Here is a 23335-nt window from a genome sequence, read left to right on the forward strand (position 1 = left end):
GGAGCGAATCGTATGAAAACACCTCATCTATTGATTACAAGTGCCGGGCGTCGCGCAAAACTGGTCGACTATTTTGTCAGAGACTGGACAACCGGTCGTGTCAGTACGGCTGATTGTAATCCGTTGGCCGCCGCACTATACATGACCGAGCACCATTATCTCGTGCCGAAAATAGATGAGGTCGACTATATCGATCATCTGCTTCGGCTTTGTCAGACCGAAGAAGTGACGGCCATCCTGTCCTTGATTGATCCGGAACTTGGCTTACTAGCAGAAGCGACGGAACGTTTTCAGGCGATTGGTGTGACGGTCATCGTCTCCTCTCACGAAGCGTGCCAGCTCTGTTTTGACAAGTACGCCATGTATGAATATTGTCTCAGCCGAGGCATCGCTCATGCGCAGACGTATCATTCGATTGAATCGTTCCGAGAAGCACTGGCTTTGTCCGAAATCAAGTTGCCCGTTTTCGTCAAACCGCGTAGCGGAAGTGCGAGCATTGAGGTCAGACGAGTTGAGACACTTGTGGAAGTCGAGCAACTGTTTGCGAAAAATAGCGGGTTGATCGTTCAGGAACTGTTAGTCGGGCAAGAACTGGGGGTGGACGCCTACGTCGATTTGATTTCCGGCAAGGTCACGTCCATCTTCATCAAGGAAAAATTGACGATGCGAGCCGGAGAGACCGATAAAAGTCGATCCGTCGTCCGGGAAGATGTGTTCGAACTGACCGAACAGGTACTTGAACATTCCGGACTGGTCGGTCCGTTGGATTTTGATTTATTTGATGTCGATGGTACGTTGTATCTCTCGGAAATCAATCCACGGTTTGGCGGCGGTTATCCCCATGCCTATGAATGTGGCGTCAATTTTCCGGCACAACTTTTCCGTAATCTTCAGCACGAGATTAACCCGCCGCACATCGGAAACTATACGAGCGATTTGTATATGTTGAAGCACGATACGATGACACTGGTCTCGGCAGCGGCGTTACAACAAATGAAGCGTTAAAAAACAGGACTTGAATTAAAAGAAATCACTCGTTCTTTCACGCACTTTCCTCAGGCGAGACACAAGCCAACGTTCCTGCCTCATAGTGGCAGGAACGTGGGTCTTGTTTGTCTCTGACAGCACAAATCTTTGTGCTGTTTCCTGTAGGAGTCGCATGAAACGAGTGATTTCTTTTGAACGAGACAAGGGTGGCGGATAGAATATCCGTCACCCTTATTTGCGTAACGATTAACGTTTAAGTCAGTGCCTTGTTTGTATACAGAAATATATTGGTATTAAGAAATCGAAATCCGGGAGCGTTTTAAACACTGGACAGCCGATGTCCAACTGCCGAACAAAGCGTTGATCGTCGAGGTGCTTGGAACAGACCGTCCTTCCGCCCATTTGCGGTAATGGATGATGCTGAGGGACGGGAGCTCACGCTGCGCCTGCGTCAAGGCTTCGAGCACATCTTCCTCGACCCATTTCCGGCGAGGAGGGGCAATGTCAAGACACGCGAGGGCATCGACCCACGATCCATATTTTCGGGCAATCGTCGCGACCGTCGGATGTCCGTTTTCCTGCGCCCAAATCGAGTAGGTCTGGGTCGTTAAGCGCGGAAGAACGTCCGATGCTTCGAGGAGCGCGTTGATGATGCGTTCTTCTGTCATGCAGATCGAACGTGTCATCTCGATATGGGCCTCCTCAAGGGCCCGTGACCATGACCCGAAACGCAGATTGATTAACGTCAAGGAAGGACCGTGCTTTGCTTTGGCCCATTCCCGGTAGCTGTTGCTGTGGAATGGGTGCAACCGCTCCGATGCTTCCTTGATGAAAGCGAGGATTTCCTGATCCGAGTAATACGGCCGAATCGATGACAGTCCGGCAGCATGTAACGCTTCACGCCATGAACCGAACACGTTGATGATCGTCGTAATGGAAGGAATTTCTTTTCCAGTCGACCAGCGGGCATACGTTTTGGCGTCTAAGGCAGGGTAAGCGATGCTGGCTTCGATTAAGCTGTCGATTACTTGTTGTTCTGTCCATTTCTTCATGATGTTATACCCCTTTCATGTAGGTGTTCGTCTAGGTGTGGGTACTTTCTTGTGAGGTTGTGCGACGGCGTGTCGCATAAATCAGCAAACTGAGCCAAATGAAGTAAAATCCACTCGGTCGGACGAGTACGCTTTCTGTGAACTGAAGAAACAGCAACCAAAGACTGAGCACGAGCAAGGCAATCGATAAGGAATCATCATAAAGGTAATCCCGAATCAATTGAACGAGTATCAGGAGGAACGAAGCGAGATAGAGCAACAGACCGACGACACCCAATTCATACAGATAGACGATCGGCGTGCTGTGGAACGTATACAACGTGCTCGGACCAAGTTGTTCTTCGAGTCCAACAGCAGAAGAACCGAGTCCGTGTCCAAACCAAAGGCGGTCGGTGGAAGCCGCAATTCCTGCCTGCCAGAGTGCACTGCGTCCATTGAGACTGATTACTTGTGAAAACAAGGCTTGGTTAAACGACATCGAGAGAAGAACGATACCGGCGCCAAGCAAGTAAAGCGCCGTCACTTGGTAGCGAAGCCGTTTCCATTTTAACCGTAAGACGGTCGTCAGTAACGCAAGCAGGAAAAAGGAGTAAATCCCGGTCTGGGAGGCACTCAGGATCAAACCAATAACGATCAGCAACAGGAAGCTTCCGAACAAGAGACAGAAACGCCATCTGTTCCAGGCAAGCGACTGGAGGACATACATCCAGGCGATGAGTCCACCGGGAACGAGCCAAGCGGCAAAGGTATTGGGATTATTCGTCAGGCTGGCCGTGCGGAGAAAGCTGCCTTGTTCTCCGACATACAGCTGAGATAAGGAAACGGGACCAAGTCGTAACGATTGAATGTTATCGATTGGGACATAGTGTTGACCAAATGAGACGAGTAAGGCATACGCTGCAAGAAATAAGGCCTGATACAAGAGAATGAGGTTCAATAACTGAAACCAACGAACGAATGGGCGAGCGGTAAGTGATAGGACGATGATGACAAAAAGCCACGTCGTAAACAGATGGAGTAACGAAAGCGAAGAAGCGGTAGCTGGACGAAACAGAAAAACAAGCGTGTGAAAGGTGAGGTAGATCAAAAACAGGTTGACGAGTCGTTGCGTCAAAGCACGTGGTGGAAAATACAAGGGACGGGTGATGAGATAAAATGTCACGAACAGAGCGAGATAGACAACGGCGATCCAGACGTTCCACTGATGCGGCAGGACTTCGTCCGTAAAAGATAAAGGACGGGTCCATAAATCGATCGTTACCCAAAGTGCTAGGATGAATAAGCCAATCGATTCAGGTATATTGACTGATTTTAACATCATTACTAATCTCTATCCACCCTTCATATAGGACTTATTACCGAATTTCGTACTTATTAATCATCAAATTGGTATTTACCCTTAATTTTATGAACATCATGCAGTTTATGGGGATGATTTTGATGAAACGGCGATCATTTTTATGTGAATCGTCTTTTTTTCGTGAATCAATCTTTTTCGGTGAGTTAACGATACGCGGGCATAATGACTCCTCAAAAAAATATAATCATTTCCACCAAGCTCTAATTGTTTTGGTAGCCGTTTGGAAATAAGGTGTAACCATAACCAATGTCCATCCAACGTGTCAGGTAACGAGAAAGAGGTGAACAGCGTGAGCTCCATCCATCAAAAAAAGACATTCGGAGATCATTTGACGACATTGAAGAAAGGCTGGTGGATTCTCTGCTTGCTAGCGATTCTATTTGCGGGTGCAGGATATGCGGTCAGCACCTATGTGATTCCTCCGACCTATGAGGCGACTGCCTACATCCTTGTCGTTCCGCAACAAGATGCGGAAGCGACAGCCACGACGACACTCGTCAGTACCTATCAAGATATCCTGAGAAGTCCGGAAGTCATCGATCAGGTCGCTCAAAAGATGGACGTGACCGATAAACGAATTTTTGACTTAACGGACCGCCTGACCGTCTCCAGTAACTTGGATTCGCAAGTCATCGCCTTATCCATCACTGATCGATCGGCGGAACAGGCAGCAATCCAAGCAAACACGATGACGGAAGTCTTTCAGGATTATTTACCTCAATTGATCAAAACGAGCAGCACGGAAGTCTTCTCGACGGCACGGATCCCGACGAAACCCGTCTCACCGAACATCCTCATGAACACGGCAATCGGTGGCATTCTGGGTCTCTTGTTCGGATTATTGATCGTCTACTCCCGGGCCCTTGGAAAAAAGTCAGTCGCTGAAGAAACAAAAGAACCGGCTTACCCGCAAGCTGTCAGCCGTCCTAGCCGTTCATAACCAGAGAAAGGAGGAGCCGTCATGCAAGCCCCACCACTTCATCAGTACCGCAGGCATCTCAAAATCGGTCTTTTGCGGTTGATCGACGCCGCGGTCATCATCGCAGCGACGGTCGTGACATTCTATTTCTTCAATCCCCTGAATCTGACCGCGAACTTTGAACTGATTGATGCAGTCGAAATCGCTTTGATCCAATGGGTGGCCTTGACACTCGTCGCTCACTGGATGCGTTTTTATCAAATCATCTGGCGCTATGCGAGTTTGCGTGACCTCGGTGTCTTACTCGTCGTCGTCGTCGCCAGCAGCTTCGTCTTACTCGGTCTCGAATATGCGCTCTTCGACTTTGCGGTCGAACGGGCCGTCTTTCTTCAAACCGGTCTTGTCTTAAACGGCATCTTGTTCGTCCGGCTGTTGATCCGGGGACGTCACCTCGAATTGAAGCGGGAGAACCGAACACTTGGAAAACGAACGTTGATCATCGGTGCCGGTGCATCCGGTCAGATGATTACAAAAGAACTGAAACAGAAAAAAGCACACATCCTGAACGTCGTCGGGTTACTTGATGATTTGACGGAGCTGAAAGGGATGATGATTCATGGCGTCCCAGTCGTCGGAGCCATCGAACAGCTCGAATGCATCATCGAGGAATACAAGATCGAGGCCGTCGTGCTTGCCATCCCGTCCTTATCCTATCCGGACCGGGTCGCTTTGCTGAACCGGATCAAACAGACGAAAGTCGAAGCGCATACGTTGCCGATGCTCGTGGAACTGGCATCCGGGAAAGTGTCCGTTAATCAGATCCGGGAAGTATCGATCGCCGATTTGCTCGGACGGGAACCGGTCGAACTTGATATCACGGAAATTGAACGGAGTGTCAGTCAGGCGACGGTGCTCGTGACCGGCGCCGGTGGATCAATCGGCTCTGAAATTTGCCGCCAGCTGGCGAAGTTCAAACCGGATCATCTGATTTTACTCGGTCATGGTGAAAACAGCATCTACTTGATCCGTCGGGAACTGGAAGCCGTGACGGACGGCATCACCCTTCATTCCGTCATCGCCGATGTGCAGGATGCGGACCGGATGATGGACGTGATGCAACGTTTCAAACCGGATCTCGTCTATCACGCAGCGGCTCATAAACACGTTCCGCTGATGGAAGATAATCCGAGTGAAGCTGTCAAAAACAATGTTTACGGGACGCGGAACGTCGCTTTGGCGGCAGAAGCAGCCGGCGTCAAACGGTTTGTCATGATTTCGACCGATAAAGCGGTCAATCCGACAAGTGTGATGGGGGCGACGAAACGCATCGCCGAGATGGTCATTCAGCAAATCGCCCGCAACAGCGAAACGACCTTCGCTGTCGTCCGCTTCGGAAATGTCCTCGGGAGCCGCGGCTCGGTCATCCCACTCTTCAAGGAACAGATTGCGAACGGGGGACCGATCACCGTGACGGATCCCGCGATGACGCGTTACTTCATGACGATCCCGGAAGCGAGCCGGCTTGTCATCCAAGCGAGTGTCCTCGCTGAAGGGGGCGAAGTATTTGTCCTCGATATGGGGGAACCGGTCAACATCACGACGCTCGCCCGCAACTTGATTCACTTGAGTGGATTTACGGAAGAACAGATCCCGATTGTCTACAGCGGTATCCGCAAAGGCGAAAAGTTGTACGAAGAATTACTGGCGACCGAGGAGGTTCATGAAGAGCGGGTCTTCGATAAGATTTTAGTCGGAAAGACCCGACCGTTCGGTTCAATTGATCCGTATCTCCGCGATATTGCGCTCGCGATTGACGATGAACAGGCACTTCGGACGTATTTACTCGAAGCGACGAATCGAACCGGTCCGATTCCGGAAACGATTCCACCCGCGATTCGGGTCGCCCGGGAATAAAGGGGGGAGACGGTATGAAATCAGCCCGGCAGTTATCACGCTTCAATCTCATCTTCATCGCCGATACAGCGTATTCGCTGCACCAGTGGATGATCCTGACCCTGTTGATCAAATGGAGCACCCCGCTCAACATCGGTTATTTCAATTATGCGCTCGCTTTGACGGCACCCATCGTCATGTTTTGTTGGCTCAATGCCAGTACGATTTTGACGGCAGAACGTTCCGGGCTGAAAAACTTCAGTCTTTTCATCAAAACCCGTTTTTCCTTGCTGACGGTCGGTGTCTTCGTCTTACTCGTCGTCTACTACTTCTTCGGAGAAGCCGATATCTTGTGGCTGACGTTACTCGTCTATTTGAACAAATACATGGAATCGTTCGCTGATCTCGCTTACGGATTCCTCCAAGGTCATATGGCATTCAAGGAAGTGGCCTTATCAAAAATCTTCCGCAGTCTCGTCAATGTATCGGGAGCCGCCTTGATTTTGTTTACGACCCATTCGATTCACGGGTTCGTGCTCGCGCTCGTCGCCGGGAACTTGGTCATGCTCGTCCTGTATGACTTACCGACTGTCCGGCGCATCGGTCATGGTTTTGAAAACAACACGATGAGCGAGCGGTATCAAACGGGGAGACAGTTATTTATCAAAGCCGTCCCACTGGGCTTCGTCGCTTTGTTGATTGCCTTGAACGCCAACATTCCCCGCTTGTTCGTCGGTCAAGCCATCGGGACGGAAGAACTTGGCTATTACGCAAGTATTGCTTACCTTCTGGTCCTGGGCAGTTTATTTATCCACTCACTCGTCGCAGTCTTGTTACCGAACTTCTCGTCTGACAGCGGGGAACGGCAAAGTCTCCCGGAACTGCGGAAGCTGACCCGCTCGATGCTGCTGATGACAAATGCCGTCGGTATCCTGTTGATTATCGGATCCATCTTCTTTGGAAAATGGGGGCTGACGATTTTCTACAATGCCTCCTTCGTTCAGTACCATACGATTTTTGTCCTGATGATGGTCGCCTCACTCTTTTTCTACAATTCAACCGTCATCCAAGCCTTGTTGACCGGATTTCAACAGTTCCGGGTCCAGACGATCTCGATCTTCGGCAGTGTCGTCGTCAACATCGTCGCCTGCAGCATCTTGATTCCGATGTACGGGTTGTACGGGGCAACGATCGCTTACGCCCTCTGTGCCGTCACCCAGATCGGACTACTGATCCCGGCACTCTATCGTTCACTCTATCCACGTAAACTCGCACTCGCCATCGAACAAAGCAGCTGAAGGAGGGGAAAAGTATGCGGCCGATCCTGATTGTCATTGCCATCGAAGCCTTGCTCAGCCAATTGGTTCGACCGCTCTTTTTGACTTCTGAAGGATACGTCGCGACACTCCTGGTCATCAACTCGGTCCTGTTGATGTGGTACCTCTTGAAACAAGCGGACACGACGCCACTTTTTCTCATCTTCGTCACCGCGTTTCTGATTCGACTGACCTTAATGCTGGTCGATCTCGAACTGTTTCGGCTCCCACCGCACAGCGGGGATGATACGGAGGCGTTCCACCTGGAGGGCTTGCTGATCTACACCGATCCGACGACATTCAACGAGGTCGTCCGAGGAAGTTACTCGAAGTTTCTTGGTCTCTTTTATCTCGCGTTTGGACCGGAGCGGATGTTGGCTCAGTATTTAAACGTCATCCTCGGTGTCGTCTCAATCGTCATTTTGTCAAAAACACTGTTGTTGCTGAAGTTACCGATGCATTACGTCTTGATCGCAACCGGAATCTTCGCCTTCTTCGCCCAAGGGTTGTTGCTCTCACCGATTCTCCTGCGTGACCAAATCGTTGCACTCGGTATGGTCTACACGCTTTATTACATGGTGCGCTGGACGGTCGAAAAATCAGCAGTCAGCCTGACGCTCGCGTATACCGGTTACTTCGTCAGCACCGTGTTTCACTCGGGACTCGCCATCGGCATTCTCGTGTTACTCGTCTACTTTTCCTTTTACAATCACGAGACGAAGCGGATGGATTTCGAAGCATCGAAAGTCCAGCGTCTCCTTGTTCAAGTCGTGCTCGTCGGATTCATCGTCTACAGCTTCCAGGACGTCTTGTTCGCGAAATTCACCCATGTCTCACAAAACGGGCAATTGTTCAGCGGGATGAGTTATGACCGCGGTGGATCGGCTTATCTGAATGGACTGACGGTGACGGGACCACTCGACATGATTGTCTATTCTCCGATCCGGATGATCTACTTCCTGTTCTCGCCGTTCCCGTGGCAGTGGTCGAGCCTGATGAACATCGCAATTTTCTTCGCTGATGCCGTCTTTTATCTCCTGCTGTTTGGTCTGACGATGCTGCATCTGAAATATCTCAAACAACATCCGTTCGGCAGTGTGCTTCTGTTCATGTTGATCCTCTTCGTCGTTAATGCCTTGATTTTTGGTCTCGGGACCGGGAATGTCGGGACGGCGATCCGCCATCGCTACAAGTTGTTCCCGATGCTGTTGATTGTCTATACATCGATTCATTACATCCGCTATCAGGTGCTTCATCACTTCGAGGAGGTTGAGAAACGTGCAGAATAAAACGATTTTGATTACCGGGATTGCAGGCTTCATCGGATTTCATGCGGCACGTCGCTTTTTGGCAGAAGGATACCGGGTGATCGGACTGGATGAGGTCAATGATTATTACGATCCGGCGTTAAAGGAAGCCCGGTTGATCGAACTGGATCCAAGCCGCTACACGTTTTACCGGATCTCTCTTGAAGATACAGCAGCCGTCCACACAGTGTTCGAGACGGAACAGATTGATCTCGTGCTTCACCTGGCCGCCCAAGCCGGTGTCCGCTATAGCATTGACCGGCCGGATGTCTACATCACCTCAAACATCGTCGGTTTCCTTTCGATCCTGGAAGCGTGTCGGCATCATCCGGTCGAACAACTGATTTATGCTTCCTCCAGTTCCGTTTACGGCTCGAATACGAAGATGCCGTTTGCGACGACGGATGCGGTCGACCATCCGCTCAGCCTCTACGCTGCTTCGAAAAAAGCGAATGAGCTGATGGCCCACACGTACAGCAGTCTTTACGGAATCAAAACGACCGGTCTTCGCTTCTTCAGCGTTTATGGACCGTGGGGACGCCCGGACATGGCACTGTTCAAGTTCACGGAAGCGATCGCGAACGGTCAACCGATTGACCTATACAACTACGGTGAGATGGGACGCGACTTCACGTATGTCGACGACATCATCGAAAGCATTTACCGGCTGATGCAGACTGAACCGGTCGCCGATCCGGCATTTGATCAGGAAGATCCCTTACCCGACCGCAGCAATGTCCCGTATCGTGTCTTCAACATCGGCAGTCACAGCCCGATTCGACTGAATGAATTCGTCGCCTTGATTGAACAGCGACTCGGTAAAAAAGCCATCAAACACGAGATGCCGCTCCAGGCAGGCGACGTTCCGGAAAGTTTCGCAGACGTGACCTCGTTGTTCGAAACGATCGGCTACCGTCCACAGACGACGATCGAAGACGGGGTTCACGCATTCATCGACTGGTATGAACGTCATTATCAGCTGAAGGAGGAAGTACAAGATGGCGCTTAAAGAAGATTTCTACTACAAATCTCCGATATTTATTCAGAATATTTTGACTTCTATTTACGGTAAAAAGCTGATGCAGGAACGATATGGACCCGAATATGAAGCGAAAATGAAAGATCTGCGGGAGAAAGATCGGACGGTGGATTACCGGATCGAACAGCTCGAACGTCTCAATGCGTTTCTCCTGTTCGTCCAAGCACACACGCCGTACTATCAAAAATTGTTTCAAGAACACGATATCCGATTACCCTTCACCTCACTGGAACAGCTGAAGACGATTCCGATCCTTGAAAAGGAGACGCTCAGGCAACAAAATGAAGCGTTCATGTCGAACATCGATGCTCCGGTTCGCGGCCGAACCGGTGGAACGAGCGGGAAGTCACTCCAAGTCGCCTTTGTACGCGAAGACGTGCAGGAACGGATGGCACATCTCGATTACTTTAAAGAACTGCACGGCTTTTATTCCGGCATGCGCCGGGCGAGTTTCACCGGTCGGACGTTGACGGCAGTGGATCAGAAAAAGCCGATCTTCTGGCGGATGAACCGACCGTTAAATCAACTGTTGTTGTCGATTTTCCACATGAAAGAAGAGAACTTTCCCGCTTATATCGCGGAGCTGAATCGTTTTCGGCCGGCGGCGCTTGACGGGACACCAACGGCGATGCTCGAAATCGCCCAATATTTACTCAAAAACAATCTCCGGCTTGAGTTTCAGTTGGTAGCGATTTTCCCGACATCGGAGACGGTGACACCGGAGATGCGGCACCTGCTCGAAGAAGCTTTTCAAGCTCCGGTCTTTGACCAGTACGGTTCCTCGGAAGGGGCACCGATCATTTCCGAATGCCGGGAGCGGAAACTCCATCTGCATCACGAAACGGGAATCATCGAACCGTACGGAGAGGGCGGAGAGGTCGTCGTCACATGTTTTACGACACGCGGGACACCGCTGATCCGCTACCGGATCGGCGACCGAATGACACTCAGCGACGAGCGATGCAGCTGCGGCTTGAACGGTCCGGTCATTGAGTCGATTGACGGACGCGGGACAAGCTACATCGTCAGTGAAAAGCGCGGCAAAGTGTTTGAAGGAGACATCACGACGATTGCCCGCGAATTACCGAACTCGGTCTTACGCCTGCAAGTCGAACAATACGCATTAAATCAAGTGACGCTCCGGTACATTCCGGACGAACAACGGTTTGTCCCGAAACATGAAAAAATCTTATTACGCGAGATGCAGAAGCTGCTTGGTTCCTCGATGCAAGTCACGCTCGAGCCGGTCCGGCAGATGAAGCAGGAACCGAATGGAAAAACACTGATCGTCAGACAGTCGATGAAATAGGAGGAATCCATCATGAATAAGGCAGTCAAACACATCGTAGATACGACAGCAGCCGAAACTCGATCACTCCCCATCGCCAACCGTTCGATTGCCGTCGTCGGTCTCGGATACGTCGGTCTTCCCGTCGCCGTCGCCTTTGGTGAAAAAACAGAGGTCGTCGGTTTTGACATCAAGGAGCAACGCGTCGCCGAACTGAAAGAAGGTATCGATGCGACGCTTGAACTCAGTCCATTCGTCCTCAAAAATGCAGACGTCGCCTACGTGACGGACGCAGCCGCACTTCACGCAAGCGACTTCATCATCATCGCCGTCCCGACACCGATCAATGCGCAGAATCAACCGGATTTGACACCGCTCCTCCGGGCTTCGCAGCTCGTCGGACGCCAACTGAACAAAGGGGATATCGTCGTCTATGAATCGACGGTCTACCCGGGCGCGACAGAAGAGGATTGTATCCCGGTCCTCGAAGAAGCTTCCGGTCTGCAGGCAGGGGTCGACTTCTTCGTCGGTTACTCACCGGAACGGATCAATCCAGGGGATCATGAACACACATTCAAGACGATCAAAAAAATCGTCTCGGCCCAAAATCAAGAAACGCTCGATATCGTCGCGGAAGTCTACGAAGCGGTCGTTGATGCCGGAGTCCACCGGGCATCGTCAATCAAGGTCGCAGAAGCCGCAAAAATCATCGAGAATACGCAACGGGACTTGAACATCGCCCTGATGAACGAACTGGCGATCATCTTTGACCGGATGGACATCGACACGCTCGAGGTACTCGAAGCCGCCGGTACGAAGTGGAACTTCCTGCCGTTTCGTCCAGGACTCGTCGGCGGACATTGTATCGGCGTCGACCCGTTCTACTTGACGATGAAAGCCGAATCACTCGGTTATCATCCGGAAGTCATCTTAGCCGGACGGCGGATCAATGACACGATGGGACGGTTCATCGCGACATCACTCGTCAAGAATCTGATCAAACAAAACATGCCGGTCCTCGGTGCCCGGGTCACCGTTCTCGGCCTATCGTTTAAGGAAAACGTCAGTGACATCCGAAACTCGAAAGTCGCGAACCTCGTCAAGGAAATCGAAGAGTTCGGGATTGAAGTCCAGGTCGCGGATCGTCTCGTCGCAAAAGAAGATGCGAAACGCGAATACGGGATCGATTTAGTCGATCTCGCGGATCTAAAACCGGCAGACGTCGTCATCTTCGCGGTTTCCCATGAAGAGTACGTCGAAGGCAACTGGCTGCTTGCACAACACCTGCTCAAAGTCGGACGGGGAATCGTCATCGACATCAAAGGCATGCTGACACCGTCGGAAAAACCGGAAGGGGTGCATTTATGGCGACTCTGAAAATCCTTCAAGTCTGTGCCCTCGATACGACGGCGGAAACGATGCTTCAGCCTTTATTGCTCGCCTTGAAGGGAGCAGGACACGATGTCGGGATTGCCTGTGCGGATACCGGAGCGGCGCAAAAGCTCGCCGCTCAAGGCTTCACGATGCATGACATTCCAATCGAACGGAAAATCGACTGGACGAGTAACTGGAAGACGATTCGCTCGATCGTCCAGATTCTAAAAGACGGACAATACGATGCGGTACATGTGCATACGCCGGTCGCAGCAGCCCTCGGCCGGGTCGCTGCGAAGCGGGCCGGGACGAAACATATCGTCTATACCGCCCACGGCTTTTACTTTCACGAAAAGATGGGTCGCGTCACCTATCAACTGACGTACTCAGTCGAGAAGTGGCTCGCTCGGTTCGCGACGGACTACCTGTTACTCCAAAGTGCCGAAGACTATGAACTGGCGAACCGGAAACGGTTCAAAAACACGACCCGGCTGATGCACCTCGGAAACGGGATCGATTTGACCCGCTTTTATCCCCGTCCGCGTCAGACGGATGCCGGGTTTACGTTTTTATTCATCGGTCGGATCGTCGAAGAAAAAGGCATTCTCGAATTGTTGAACGCCTTTGAAGACGTCGTCGCGGTTCAACCGGATGTCCGGCTCGTCATCGCCGGTGAAATGATGGCGAGTGAACGGGATCAGACGACGAAACACACGTTCATGAAACGGATCCGGGAAATCCCGAACATCGATTATCTCGGTTTCGTCGAAGATGTGCCGACGCTGTTGCACCAAGTCGATGCGTTTGTTCTTCCATCGCATCGCGAAGGGGTGCCGCGCTCGATCATCGAAGCGATGGCGACGGCAAAACCCGTCATCGCAACAAATATCCGCGGCTGCCGCGAAGAAGTCATCGACGGTAAGACCGGTTACCTGGTCGAAGTGCAGGATGAGCAGCAGTTGGCCCGGCGGATGCTCAATCTTGTCGAACAGCCGGCCGTCGCGTCTGAGATGGGTCGGGCCGGCTTCGAACGGGCAATGAAACACTTTAACGAAGCAGATGTCATCAAGCGGCAACTCGATCTCTTTTCGACCTTATGAAAAGGAGGACGTCATCATGAAACGGACATTTGATTTCACAGTCAGTCTACTCGCTATTCTCGTCCTGTTGCCCGTCTATCTCCTCGTCGCCTTGTTCATCTATACGAAGCTCGGACGCCCGATTTTCTTTAATCAGGTCCGTCCCGGCTACAAAGGAGAACTGTTTAAGATCTATAAATTCCGGACGATGTCGAACGAGACCGATGCGGAAGGCAATCTCTTGCCGGACGCCGAACGGATTCCGAAATCCGTCGAATGGATCCGACGTTTGAGTCTGGACGAATTCCCGCAATTTTTTAATATCCTACGCGGACAGATGAGTTTCGTCGGTCCCCGCCCGTTGCTCGTCAGTTATTTGAACCACTATACGAAAGAACAGATGACACGGCATGACGTCTTGCCCGGATTGACCGGTTGGGCGCAGATTCACGGACGAAACGCGACGACCTGGCAGGAACGGCTCGAACAGGATCAGTGGTACGCTGCAAACCACACGTTCCGACTCGATCTGTATATCCTCTTCAAGACCGTCAAGATCGTCGTTTTATCCGAAGGAAACTCAACCGATCATCAGACCGGGATGGGCGAATTCAAAGGGTTGGACGGGGGTGTCCCTCATGATGTCGTTAAGCGCTGAACGATTGATTCACGATTCGCGGGAATGGAATGCGCTCGTGACACATTACGGACTGGATTGTTATTACGAGTATGCATACTTCGAACTGGCGGAAGAGCCGTCAGCCGTACCAGAGATGTATATCTGTCCTTCCGAGTTCGGCATCTTGATCTATCCGTACTTGAAACGACCGATAGCCGGAACCCCCTTTCAAGACATCACGACCCCATACGGATATGGAGGCCCGGTCTTCATCGGCTTGTGGTCGACGGATCAGGTGCAAGAGGTGCGGCGTCATTTTCTCGCGTACTGTCACGCAGAACGGATCATCACGGAAACGGTCCGGTTTCATCCGGTCCTTCAGAATCATGAACTCGGTCAAGCCTGGTGTGATCGTGCTCAAGTGATCCAACGAACTGTCACGGTGCCGTTGACCGATCCAATCGACGTAATTGAAGGACGTTTTTCCTCGATGACGCGGCGGAACATCAAAAAGGCGCGGCGTGAAGCGGTGACGGTCCGGGTTGCCCGGCCGGAAGAATATGCAAGCTTCATCCGTCTGTACCGATTGACGATGGACAAACATCAAGCGGATGCCCGCTATTACTTCAGCGATCAGTACTTTCGGCAGTTGCAAGACGGACGATTACCGGCTGAGCTGCTGGTTGCCGAACGAAACGGCACCATCATCGCCGGTTGCATCGTCCTCTATGGTCAGCAGTTCGCCCATTATCATCTCGGCGCATCGGATCCCGAACAGCTGGCTGTCCGTCCGAATCATCTGTTATTTGCCGAAATGATCCGCCGGGCCAAGGAGCTTGGAAAAACCGCCCTTCATTTAGGCGGCGGAACGACGCGGGACGAGGCCGACAGTTTACTGGCCTACAAACGTTCCTTCAGTCCTCAACAGACCGAGTACGCGCTCGGGACTTCGGTTTTGAACCCGTTGATCTACGCCCAGTTATCGGAGCAGCATCTGAAAAATCAAGTGTTCTCATCGCAGGATTGGTTTCCGCTATACCGGACGCCGGTTCGTCAGCTGTCACGAAGAGGGGAGGAGTCATCATGAAAAACATCCCGTTATCCATCCCACACCTCAGTGGTCAGGAAATGCGGTACGTCACGGAAGCACTCGAAACCAACTGGGTCGCACCGCTCGGTCCGAACGTCGAAGCTTTTGAAGCCAGTATGCGGGTCTACAGTGGAGCACAAGCGACACTTGCGACGAGCAGCGGCACGGCAGCGATTCATTTGGCATTGGCGACACTCGGTGTCACGGCAGGAGATGACGTGTTTTGTCAGTCATTGACCTTCGTCGCTTCGACGAACCCGATCCGGTACGTTGGTGCCCGACCGGTCTTGATTGATTCTGAATCCGATACATGGAACATGTCACCAACCGCGTTGCGCCGGGCGATGATCCAGGCAGCGACACGCGGCCGGTTACCGAAAGCCGTCATCGTCGTCCATCTGTACGGCGTCGTCGCTAAAATCGAGGAGCTGGCGGCAATCTGTGAGGAATACGATGTGCCGTTGATTGAAGATGCAGCCGAATCACTTGGTTCGACGGTCAACGGACGGATGACCGGCACATTCGGCACGTTCGGCATCTACTCGTTTAACGGCAACAAAATCATCACGACTTCGAGTGGCGGCATGTTGGTCTCAAATGATGTTCACTTGATCGAACGGGCCTTTTATCTCGCAACGCAAGCCCGTCAACCCGTTTTGCATTATGAACATACGGAAGTCGGCTTCAACTACCGGATGAGTAACGTTTCTGCCGGTATCGGGCGAGGACAACTCGAAGTGATCGAAGACCGGGTCGAGGCGCGCCGAACCATCTTTCAGCGGTATGTCCGGGCGTTCGAGACGATTGATGCCCGTCATTATCAACAGGAAATCAGCGGCAGTCGTGCGAACCGGTGGCTGACGGCCATGACGGTCCCCGGTGGCACGGAACAGCGGGATCTGCTGATTCAACAGTTGCAACAGAAAAACATTGAATCGCGTCCGGTCTGGAAACCGATGCACTTGCAACCGGTCTACCGGGATGTTCCGTATATCACGGGTGAAGAACAGGATGTCAGCCGTCGACTGTTTGAAGAAGGGATCTGCCTGCCGTCTGCTTCCCAAATGACGTTTACGGAGCAGGCACTGGTCATCCGTTCGGTTCGGCAAGGACTTGTTGCAGATGTTCGACGCAATGTGCAGCTATGAATGTGTGGGAGGGAGACATCGTGATGAGCGATTTGGAGGAAGCGATCGAAGCACTCCGTCTCGCTGCGAACGGGAAAAATGAACTGACGGCCAATACCTATTTTCGTTGGCAACTGAATACCCAGTACCCAAGTGTCGCAGAAATCCTGATTTTATTCGGTTCTTGGCAAATCGCTTTGGAACGGGCCGGTATCGGCACCGTTCGCGTCGCTTTTACCAAATCGGATATCATCGAAGCGTTACGCGCTGCGAAGGAGGAACTGGAACCCTTCACGAGTGCGACGTACCGTGAATGGGCTCAGCAACATCAGGCGCCGAGCTTGACCGATATCGTCCATCAATTCAACTCGTGGCAGCAGGCCTTATCAGAAGCGGAAATCTTAAAGGAGCGGGTGCAGGAGATGGAGCGACGTATCATTGAATCCCTGCTCGAAGCACAGGAAACGTTACCCGTTTTGACGAGTCAAACGTATACGAAGTGGGCAGCCGGGAAAAACCGGCCGACGGTTGCGACGATTGCGAGGCGGTACGGTTCGTGGAGCAACGCCTTGGAAATCATCGGCATCGAACAACCCCGCAAACGCTGGACGGAAGAAGAAGTGTTACATGTTCTCGCAGAAGCAGCAAATGAACGCGACGGCTTGACGATTGCGCATTATCAAAAGTTCAGTGAAGGACGGAATACACCGAGCATCGGTGTCATCACAGCCTTATTCGGCAGTTGGAGCAATGCCGTGATGATCGTCTTGAACCAACGTCAATCGTAAATCGACTTGATTCGAAGGAGAGAGGGAAATCGTGATGAAAGAATGGAGATGGCTGATCTTAACGGCATTAGGTATCGGATTACTCGTTTTCTTCGGATCAGGTGGGTACGTCTATCATCAAAACAGTCAGCTGGTCGATGAGGTCGATGAACCGGTCCAAGCGAGTGTCCCGTCAACAGAAACCGCTCAAGCGGAACAAGGAAAAAAAGCAGACTCCAAAAAAGCAGATCAGAAGAAATCAACCGGGAAACAAACCGAATCGGAAACCATATCGTTGTTACTGCTTGGTGTGGATCAACGCGGCAACGAAGCGGGGCGGAGTGATACGATCATCGTCGTGACGGTTAATCCGGAAACCGGTTCAAGCAAGATGCTCAGCATCCCGCGGGACTTGAAGACAGAAATTATCGGCAACGGCTCGAATGATAAGATCAACCACGCCTATGCGTTCGGCGGACCGGAGATGGCGCGTGAGACGGTCGAGCATCTGCTCGATCTGCGGATCGACTACTTTGCAGAAATCAATCTGGACGGCTTTACCGATCTGGTCGACGCGGTTGACGGAGTGACGGTCGCAAACGATATCAACTTCTCGTATTACGAGATGAAGTTCCCGAAAGGCGAGCTGTCGCTGAACGGTAAAGAAGCACTCGCGTATGCCCGGATGCGGTATGACGATCCGCGGGGGGACTTCGGACGGCAAATCCGGCAACGGCAAGTCGTTCAGGCAGTCGCCGATAAATTGACGGCTGATTTTTCCTTGACGCGATTCAATGACGTCTTGACGGCGGTCGGGAAAAACGTCAAGACCGACATCCCGTTCCCGGTCGTCCGGAAACTGGCGACGGATTACCGCGCCAGTCTACAAAATGTCGAAGCGTTGTCGCTTGAAGGAAGCGGAGGGATTGAATCAGATAAGATTTACTACTGGCATCCGACGGCAGCCTCGCTGAAACAAGTCCAGACGACGTTACAGAATGAGCTTCAGTGACTACCGGTGTTTGCCTCTGACAGCGCAAGGTGACTTGCGCTTTTTCCTGTAGAGGTCTTATGCAACACATGATCTTTTTGAAATGAAAGAAGGGAGGCGGATTTTGATATCCACCTCCCTCCGTTTTATAAAACCGACGTTCGTATCAGCTTGTTTTTAATTTTTCGAGCGGATGAGCGTTCGTAAGGGAACGAATTTAACCGCGGAATAGACAAAATACAAGACCGTCATGATGGCCGCGGCACTCCAGACGAGTTGATAATTCGCACCCGTTGTACCGAAGCGGAGACCGACGAGCGCCGGAACGATCAACGTCAGCCAACTGAGTACAATCGCGACCCGTGCCGTCAAGGGATCAACGCTGAGGTTCAAGCCCATACCGAGGAAGAACAGACCCCAGAGAACGAACCAGAACATCCACGTGGCGCCGCCAATCCAGTCACCTGTACTGAAGCTGACGCCAGCATAGAAGAGAGCGGCGATGGCGACGAATAACGAAAACCAGCCGACACCGCTGCCGTCGAGTCCAAATAAAAATGTGATGCCGACATACAGATACGTAAACGCAAACAAGTAGATGCTGGCATAACCGAACGTCAACGCCGGATCACCGGCTGCACCGATGACGAGCCACGTCGCGATGAAGGTCTGCAATAAACCGGTCAATAAACTGAACAGACCGGCACTTTTTAAATCAACTTTCCCGAACAACGACAGGCTATTTAAAAAGAGCGCAACGCCCCCGAATAACAAACTTACATTTCCCACATGAATTCCTCCGTTAAGACGTCAGACGTCTGATTGTTAACTTAACCATATGATGAATTCGCTTCCAATGCAAGTAAATTTTCGAGGAGGAATCAACAGAAAAAAGACTCTCGATGTCACTTTCAGGAGAAAGCGAATCCGAGAGACTGTTCTTAGCGATTGAGGACGGAGCGTAACGTCGTCTCCGTTTGCGGGAGCGTTCCTTTTAACGTGACGAGACCGTAACGCGTCGAGCCTTTTTTGATGAAGAAGACACGAGTATACGCAGATTCCGGTGTATAGCCCGTTTTGCTGGCGTAGACACGCGTGTCTCCCGGAAGTGACGTGTTCGTGTGGTACCACGTCAATGTCCGTGCATACGGTCCTTTAACGGCGGTCTGGTACGACTTGCGTCCGCTGACTGTCATCAAGTAACTGTACTTGGCATACGTATTGGCAAGCTTCTGCATATCTGCTGCTGTCGTATAGTGGCTTGCGTGATAAAAACCATGCGGATTCATGAAATGACTGGCGGACATGCCGATCGCTTTCGCCCGGCTGTTCATCATGGAAACGAAGTTCGATTCTGAACCGCCTGTGCGGACCGCGATGGCTTTCGCTGCGTCATTGCCGGACCGGATGAGCATCCCGTTCAAGAGTTGGCGCATCGTGACTTTGTCACCCGACCGGAAACCAGCGGAGCTGCTGCCGGCAGGAACGGACAACATCGAATAGGTCAGTGTAAATGTCTGATCGAGTGTCCCTTTTTTGGCAGCGGCGTCATAAGCGACGAGTGCCGTCAATAACTTCGTCGTACTCGCCGGGTAACGGCGGGCAAAACTTTCTTTCGTCAGTTCGTAACCGGATGATCCGAGCTTGAAATAACGCATCGAGGCAACCGGATAACTGCCGCTCGATGGAGCAGGTGAGCTCGTCGTCAGCTTTCTGGCGACTTGATTCGAGACGTAATAATAATTGACTTTCCCTTTGACTTTGTACCAACCATTCGAATAGGAAACGGCATTAAATTTTGACTTGTATGTAGCATGCCGTTTGATATTTTTAGATGAGGCCGTACTTGGAGACGTTCTGACATTGGCACCGGCTGTCGAGTAGACGATGATTTTATAAGTCTTGACCGAGCTGGTCCCGACTTTCGCCGCTACTTGGTTCGACAGGTAACGGTAAGCATTCCCGTCCTTGATCTTGTACCAACCGTTTGAATAGGAAACGGCAGTAAACTTAGCTTTGTACGGGGCACGACGGGTAATCGTTGCCGATGAACTTGTACTGGGCTTCGTCCGAATGTTCGCACCAATCGTCGAGGTGACGATGACCTGATAGCTGGCTGCTTGAGCAGGTAAGGCCGGGAGACATAATGTGATGAGTAGGACGAGTGTCAAACAAATCCTGAATAATGACTTCATAAAAATCTCATTCCCTCCTTTTGCAAAATATGTTCTTATCATAAAACAAAAAAAGGAAATTATCTTCTTTTTCAAAAAAAATACTTCGGCTACACGAGAAGCATGAAACCCGTTAACATAGGGAATGAGAGCAAAAGACGTGTTCAAGGAGGAAGCCAGATGAAAATTGCAGTAATTGGTTTAGGGGATATTGCCCAAAAAGCGTATCTGCCTGTTTATGCTGAACGAACGGATTTAGAAGTGTATCTCGTGTCGACGGACCGGGAAAAAGCCGAGCGATTGCAGACAGCTTATCGATTCGCCGGAACGCTCGATTCAATCGAGGACGTGATCACAAATGGGATTCAAGTCGCGCTGATTCATTCCGCGACAAAGGTCCATGCTGAGCAAGCCAAACAGTTGCTGAATGCGGGTATCCATATCTACATCGATAAGCCGGTCTCGCTCGAAGTCGAGGAAGTCCGATCATTAACGGAACAGGCAACAGCCAGCGGATTACATTTCATTACCGGCTTCAATCGCCGGTTCGCATCGGCGCACCGAAGCTTACTGGAAGTCGAAGAGCCGAATTTGATTGTCATGCAAAAAAATCGGACCTCATTCATTGAAGATGCTAAGACGTTTATCTTCGACGATTTTGTCCACGTCGCGGATACGCTTCGTTTCTTGACAGGACGCGGTGAGATTGAGAACCTGCAAGTCCGCGGTAAAAAAGTAGATGGATTGTTGCATCATGTCACGATTCAATTTGAAGCAAACGGCATCACGGCCATCGGCATCATGAACCGGAACAACGGGGTGACGGAAGAACGGGTCGAAGTGATGGGACCAAACGAAAAACGTGTCGCAACCGACGTCACATCGGTCGAACAGCTGACAAAGGGTGGAACGCTCCGGTTGCCGCTCGATAACTGGGAACCGACATTACGCCGACGCGGTTTCGTCGAGATGGTCGATGCGTTCATCGAGACCGTCCATGGTCATCCGTCGGCATCGGTGACAGGGGAAGACAGTCTGGCGACGCACGAACTCTGCGCAGAAGTCGTCAAACGGTTGGACGAATTGTAAGGCATACTCAAACCGGTCCTATCGTCCGGGAAAACACAAAAAACGAACGGTTCCTCTCACTTGATTGAGAGAAACCGTTCGTTTTTTGTATCTTGTTCTGCTTAGATTTTTTTCAATTGATAGACCAATTTTCCACCGGGACCTTCGAACGTCAGTGTAAAACCGGATTGGTTGAAGACGTAACTGACAAGACCTTCCGATAAGGCGAGGCGGGCGGACAAATCCGGTTCAAACCGAATCGATTCCGTATCATTGCGGGGCGCGTCGATCATTCCAAAGTCCTGGTAGTCAATCGTTGCAACCAGCCCATCGCGTTTCGCGAAGGAGACGTCAATTTGTCCGGTCGCAGGAAACGACCGTTCTTTCAGACCTGTATCGAGTGTACTCCGTTCGATTTGATAGGTACCTTCGACTTGTTTCAGTTGATCGAGCATCGCTTCTGCACTCAATTGAAGAGACTTTGCCCGGAGACGGATCGGATTGTCTTGCGCCAAGGTGAGTTGATCAATCGTCCGGGCAATCTTGACGACTTCTTTGAAGTGATAGCTCGCTAATGCCGTTTCGAGCTGCACCATCAGTTTGGCAGGATCGTGCATCGTATCTTGACGTGTCGATTGATCGACGGCTTGCGTGTACTGTCCGAGCTCAAGCTCGGACTGGACGCCGGATGAAGGTGCTTCTGTACAACCGGCCAACAGGACACAAAACAGAATGATCACGAATTGTTTCATGCCTTCACCTCCGTGCGGACGATATGTGTGATTTGCAGATGATCCGTATGTAACCGCACGTTGTACCGGACATCATACGTGACGAGATGTTGACCGGCTGACCGCGTCAGTTGATACGTCTCGACCGTCTTGATTTGAAACGATGCGCCCTTTGAAACAAACCGTTCGAAGTCAACGGTGTGCGGACGGGGCGGAATCGGGCTGTCAGACGCAGCTTGAATCGTCCGTAAGGCGGCGACTTCCGAATGAAACGTCTCGAGCGTCGCGAATTGAATCGCCGAGAACGTCTCAAACGTATCGGTTGTTTTCGAATAGGTGGCGGTTTCCGGCACTGTTTTCGTATACTGGCGGACAAATTTCAGGACGTCGTAAGACGCCGGTGGGTCTTCTGACGAATAGGTTTGGTTATAGGCAGACATCTCATCGGACCAGTCTGCTATCGGTAAAGCCTGAACAGGCGGAGCAAGCGTCGTTTGCGTGGATTCCGTTTGCGTCAGCCCGTACCAGGTGCCGACAGATCCAAGACTGATGACGAACACGATGATGAAGGATAACAAGCGTCGATTGGACGAAGGGGGATTCGGTGGATCCAGTGTGTTTATTTTTTTGAGGACAGGGTGTTTGCAGTAGGAACACGCTGTCTCGTCTGTTTCTAAAGGGGTTCCGCAAAGTGAACAACGTTCCATTGACAAGCCCTCCTAACGAACTCAAGAGTATATTGGTTAAGATGAATCGTATTTTTGAATATCCTATTCAGAATAACATTAATTGGAAATCAAATCAAAAGCGGATTGTCTGTACCCTTTGAATTCAGACAGGGTGACGCCAAAAAAAGGAGTCACTCTTTTTCACGTGTTTTCCTGTAGGCGTTCGCGTGAAGCGAGTGATTCCTTTTGAACGAGAAAAGGGTGGCAGACTTGTCGTCTGCCACCCTCGTTTTCTGTATAGAGAGTGACGTTTGAGTCAGACTCTTTTGCTGTCATGTTAGTGGTGTGAAACCACTCAAACGGAATAACTGCCGTCCGGTTGTTCCGTTACATCCAGTGCGTCCTCTGCAAAAAACGTATCGACGACACGTGATGCGGCCAACCCGTCTTCCATCGCGCAATAGGCTTCACGGAAAGTGTCGAGTT

General features: G+C 51.3%; 21 protein-coding genes. 15 read left to right on the forward strand and 6 right to left on the reverse strand.

Going from position 1 to position 23335, the window contains the following annotated elements; genetic code table 11:
- Positions 1-12 precede the first annotated feature (12 nt).
- Complete coding sequence (locus KNP87_RS11670; RefSeq protein WP_214721775.1) at positions 13-1005, forward strand: ATP-grasp domain-containing protein; 993 nt, start codon at positions 13-15, stop codon at positions 1003-1005.
- 275 nt (positions 1006-1280) lie between these two features.
- Here KNP87_RS11670 and KNP87_RS11675 read toward each other — a convergent pair whose 3' ends face one another.
- Together KNP87_RS11675 and KNP87_RS11680 are read right to left on the reverse strand one after the other, a co-directional pair.
- On the reverse strand, positions 1281-2039 hold the full coding sequence (locus KNP87_RS11675; RefSeq protein WP_026832008.1) for a hypothetical protein: 759 nt from the start codon (positions 2037-2039) through the stop codon (positions 1281-1283).
- A 31-nt stretch (positions 2040-2070) separates the two neighbouring features.
- Entirely contained in the window at positions 2071-3360 is a 1290-nt protein-coding gene (locus KNP87_RS11680; RefSeq protein ID WP_251135563.1) for an O-antigen ligase family protein, read from the reverse strand.
- Positions 3361-3688: 328 nt separating this feature from the next.
- Between KNP87_RS11680 and KNP87_RS11685 the strand changes: the two genes are divergently transcribed.
- The 13 genes from KNP87_RS11685 to KNP87_RS11745 are packed head-to-tail and all read left to right on the forward strand — an operon-like array spanning position 3689 to position 18229.
- Positions 3689-4339, forward strand: a complete 651-nt coding sequence (locus KNP87_RS11685; RefSeq protein WP_214721776.1) for a YveK family protein — start codon at positions 3689-3691, stop codon at positions 4337-4339.
- A gap of 21 nt (positions 4340-4360) precedes the next feature.
- On the forward strand, positions 4361-6232 hold the full coding sequence (locus KNP87_RS11690; protein ID WP_214721777.1) for a polysaccharide biosynthesis protein: 1872 nt from the start codon (positions 4361-4363) through the stop codon (positions 6230-6232).
- A 14-nt stretch (positions 6233-6246) separates the two neighbouring features.
- The gene (locus KNP87_RS11695; protein ID WP_214721778.1) at positions 6247-7509 is read left to right on the forward strand and encodes an oligosaccharide flippase family protein; all 1263 of its coding nucleotides are present in this window, start codon (positions 6247-6249) and stop codon (positions 7507-7509) included.
- Between the two features lie 14 nt (positions 7510-7523).
- A complete protein-coding gene (locus KNP87_RS11700) occupies positions 7524-8816 on the forward strand; it encodes a hypothetical protein (RefSeq protein WP_214721779.1) in 1293 nt (430 codons plus the stop codon).
- On the forward strand, positions 8806-9843 hold the full coding sequence (locus KNP87_RS11705) for an NAD-dependent epimerase (RefSeq protein WP_028105658.1): 1038 nt from the start codon (positions 8806-8808) through the stop codon (positions 9841-9843). The genes KNP87_RS11700 and KNP87_RS11705 overlap by 11 nt, the downstream gene beginning before the upstream one ends.
- Complete coding sequence (locus KNP87_RS11710) at positions 9833-11182, forward strand: phenylacetate--CoA ligase family protein (protein WP_214721780.1); 1350 nt, start codon at positions 9833-9835, stop codon at positions 11180-11182. Before KNP87_RS11705 ends, KNP87_RS11710 begins: the two co-directional genes overlap by 11 nt.
- Positions 11183-11194: 12 nt before the next feature.
- Positions 11195-12538: a nucleotide sugar dehydrogenase gene (locus KNP87_RS11715; protein ID WP_028105660.1), complete on the forward strand. Its 1344-nt coding sequence runs from the start codon at positions 11195-11197 to the stop codon at positions 12536-12538.
- Positions 12526-13635, forward strand: a complete 1110-nt coding sequence (locus KNP87_RS11720; protein WP_028105661.1) for a glycosyltransferase family 4 protein — start codon at positions 12526-12528, stop codon at positions 13633-13635. The genes KNP87_RS11715 and KNP87_RS11720 overlap by 13 nt, the downstream gene beginning before the upstream one ends.
- A 16-nt stretch (positions 13636-13651) precedes the next feature.
- On the forward strand, positions 13652-14272 hold the full coding sequence (locus KNP87_RS11725; RefSeq protein WP_026832018.1) for a sugar transferase: 621 nt from the start codon (positions 13652-13654) through the stop codon (positions 14270-14272).
- Complete coding sequence (locus KNP87_RS11730; protein WP_214721781.1) at positions 14253-15320, forward strand: lipid II:glycine glycyltransferase FemX; 1068 nt, start codon at positions 14253-14255, stop codon at positions 15318-15320. Before KNP87_RS11725 ends, KNP87_RS11730 begins: the two co-directional genes overlap by 20 nt.
- Positions 15317-16471, forward strand: a complete 1155-nt coding sequence (locus KNP87_RS11735) for an aminotransferase class I/II-fold pyridoxal phosphate-dependent enzyme (RefSeq protein WP_214721782.1) — start codon at positions 15317-15319, stop codon at positions 16469-16471. Before KNP87_RS11730 ends, KNP87_RS11735 begins: the two co-directional genes overlap by 4 nt.
- 23 nt (positions 16472-16494) lie before the next feature.
- Positions 16495-17238, forward strand: a complete 744-nt coding sequence (locus KNP87_RS11740) for a hypothetical protein (RefSeq protein ID WP_214721792.1) — start codon at positions 16495-16497, stop codon at positions 17236-17238.
- A gap of 34 nt (positions 17239-17272) precedes the next feature.
- Entirely contained in the window at positions 17273-18229 is a 957-nt protein-coding gene (locus KNP87_RS11745; RefSeq protein ID WP_214721793.1) for an LCP family glycopolymer transferase, read from the forward strand.
- Between the two features lie 156 nt (positions 18230-18385).
- Here KNP87_RS11745 and KNP87_RS11750 read toward each other — a convergent pair whose 3' ends face one another.
- Both KNP87_RS11750 and KNP87_RS11755 read right to left on the reverse strand, forming a co-directional pair.
- Positions 18386-18997, reverse strand: coding sequence for an AmiS/UreI family transporter (locus KNP87_RS11750; protein ID WP_214721783.1), 612 nt, complete (start codon positions 18995-18997; stop codon positions 18386-18388).
- A 152-nt stretch (positions 18998-19149) separates the two neighbouring features.
- A complete protein-coding gene (locus KNP87_RS11755) occupies positions 19150-20403 on the reverse strand; it encodes a serine hydrolase (protein ID WP_214721784.1) in 1254 nt (417 codons plus the stop codon).
- Positions 20404-20562: 159 nt separating this feature from the next.
- On the opposite strand from KNP87_RS11755, the gene KNP87_RS11760 reads away from it, so the two are divergent.
- Positions 20563-21471, forward strand: coding sequence for a Gfo/Idh/MocA family protein (locus KNP87_RS11760; protein WP_214721785.1), 909 nt, complete (start codon positions 20563-20565; stop codon positions 21469-21471).
- 101 nt (positions 21472-21572) lie between these two features.
- Here the strand turns inward: KNP87_RS11760 and KNP87_RS11765 are convergent, their stop codons facing one another.
- Complete coding sequence (locus KNP87_RS11765) at positions 21573-22202, reverse strand: hypothetical protein (protein ID WP_214721786.1); 630 nt, start codon at positions 22200-22202, stop codon at positions 21573-21575.
- The gene (locus KNP87_RS11770) at positions 22199-22888 is read right to left on the reverse strand and encodes a zinc ribbon domain-containing protein (protein WP_214721787.1); all 690 of its coding nucleotides are present in this window, start codon (positions 22886-22888) and stop codon (positions 22199-22201) included. The genes KNP87_RS11765 and KNP87_RS11770 overlap by 4 nt, the downstream gene beginning before the upstream one ends.
- Positions 22889-23335: the final 447 nt, after the last annotated feature.

It is taken from the genome of Exiguobacterium sp. s192 (assembly GCF_018618795.1).
GTDB classification, from domain to species: domain Bacteria; phylum Bacillota; class Bacilli; order Exiguobacteriales; family Exiguobacteriaceae; genus Exiguobacterium_A; species Exiguobacterium_A undae.

Excerpts from the sequence above, each read along its gene's own strand:
- KNP87_RS11760 (WP_214721785.1), top strand. The coding sequence starts at position 20,563 with ATGAAAATTGCAGTAATTGGTTTAGGGGATATTGCCCAAAAAGCGTAT.
- KNP87_RS11675 (WP_026832008.1), bottom strand. The coding sequence starts at position 2,039 with ATGAAGAAATGGACAGAACAACAAGTAATCGACAGCTTAATCGAAGCC.
- KNP87_RS11710 (WP_214721780.1), top strand. The coding sequence starts at position 9,833 with ATGGCGCTTAAAGAAGATTTCTACTACAAATCTCCGATATTTATTCAG.
- KNP87_RS11745 (WP_214721793.1), top strand. The coding sequence starts at position 17,273 with ATGAAAGAATGGAGATGGCTGATCTTAACGGCATTAGGTATCGGATTA.
- KNP87_RS11730 (WP_214721781.1), top strand. The coding sequence starts at position 14,253 with ATGATGTCGTTAAGCGCTGAACGATTGATTCACGATTCGCGGGAATGG.
- KNP87_RS11670 (WP_214721775.1), top strand. The coding sequence starts at position 13 with ATGAAAACACCTCATCTATTGATTACAAGTGCCGGGCGTCGCGCAAAA.
- KNP87_RS11755 (WP_214721784.1), bottom strand. The coding sequence starts at position 20,403 with ATGAAGTCATTATTCAGGATTTGTTTGACACTCGTCCTACTCATCACA.
- KNP87_RS11700 (WP_214721779.1), top strand. The coding sequence starts at position 7,524 with ATGCGGCCGATCCTGATTGTCATTGCCATCGAAGCCTTGCTCAGCCAA.
- KNP87_RS11765 (WP_214721786.1), bottom strand. The coding sequence starts at position 22,202 with ATGAAACAATTCGTGATCATTCTGTTTTGTGTCCTGTTGGCCGGTTGT.
- KNP87_RS11715 (WP_028105660.1), top strand. The coding sequence starts at position 11,195 with ATGAATAAGGCAGTCAAACACATCGTAGATACGACAGCAGCCGAAACT.
- KNP87_RS11725 (WP_026832018.1), top strand. The coding sequence starts at position 13,652 with ATGAAACGGACATTTGATTTCACAGTCAGTCTACTCGCTATTCTCGTC.
- KNP87_RS11690 (WP_214721777.1), top strand. The coding sequence starts at position 4,361 with ATGCAAGCCCCACCACTTCATCAGTACCGCAGGCATCTCAAAATCGGT.
- KNP87_RS11680 (WP_251135563.1), bottom strand. The coding sequence starts at position 3,360 with ATGATGTTAAAATCAGTCAATATACCTGAATCGATTGGCTTATTCATC.
- KNP87_RS11720 (WP_028105661.1), top strand. The coding sequence starts at position 12,526 with ATGGCGACTCTGAAAATCCTTCAAGTCTGTGCCCTCGATACGACGGCG.
- KNP87_RS11770 (WP_214721787.1), bottom strand. The coding sequence starts at position 22,888 with ATGGAACGTTGTTCACTTTGCGGAACCCCTTTAGAAACAGACGAGACA.
- KNP87_RS11695 (WP_214721778.1), top strand. The coding sequence starts at position 6,247 with ATGAAATCAGCCCGGCAGTTATCACGCTTCAATCTCATCTTCATCGCC.
- KNP87_RS11740 (WP_214721792.1), top strand. The coding sequence starts at position 16,495 with ATGAGCGATTTGGAGGAAGCGATCGAAGCACTCCGTCTCGCTGCGAAC.
- KNP87_RS11735 (WP_214721782.1), top strand. The coding sequence starts at position 15,317 with ATGAAAAACATCCCGTTATCCATCCCACACCTCAGTGGTCAGGAAATG.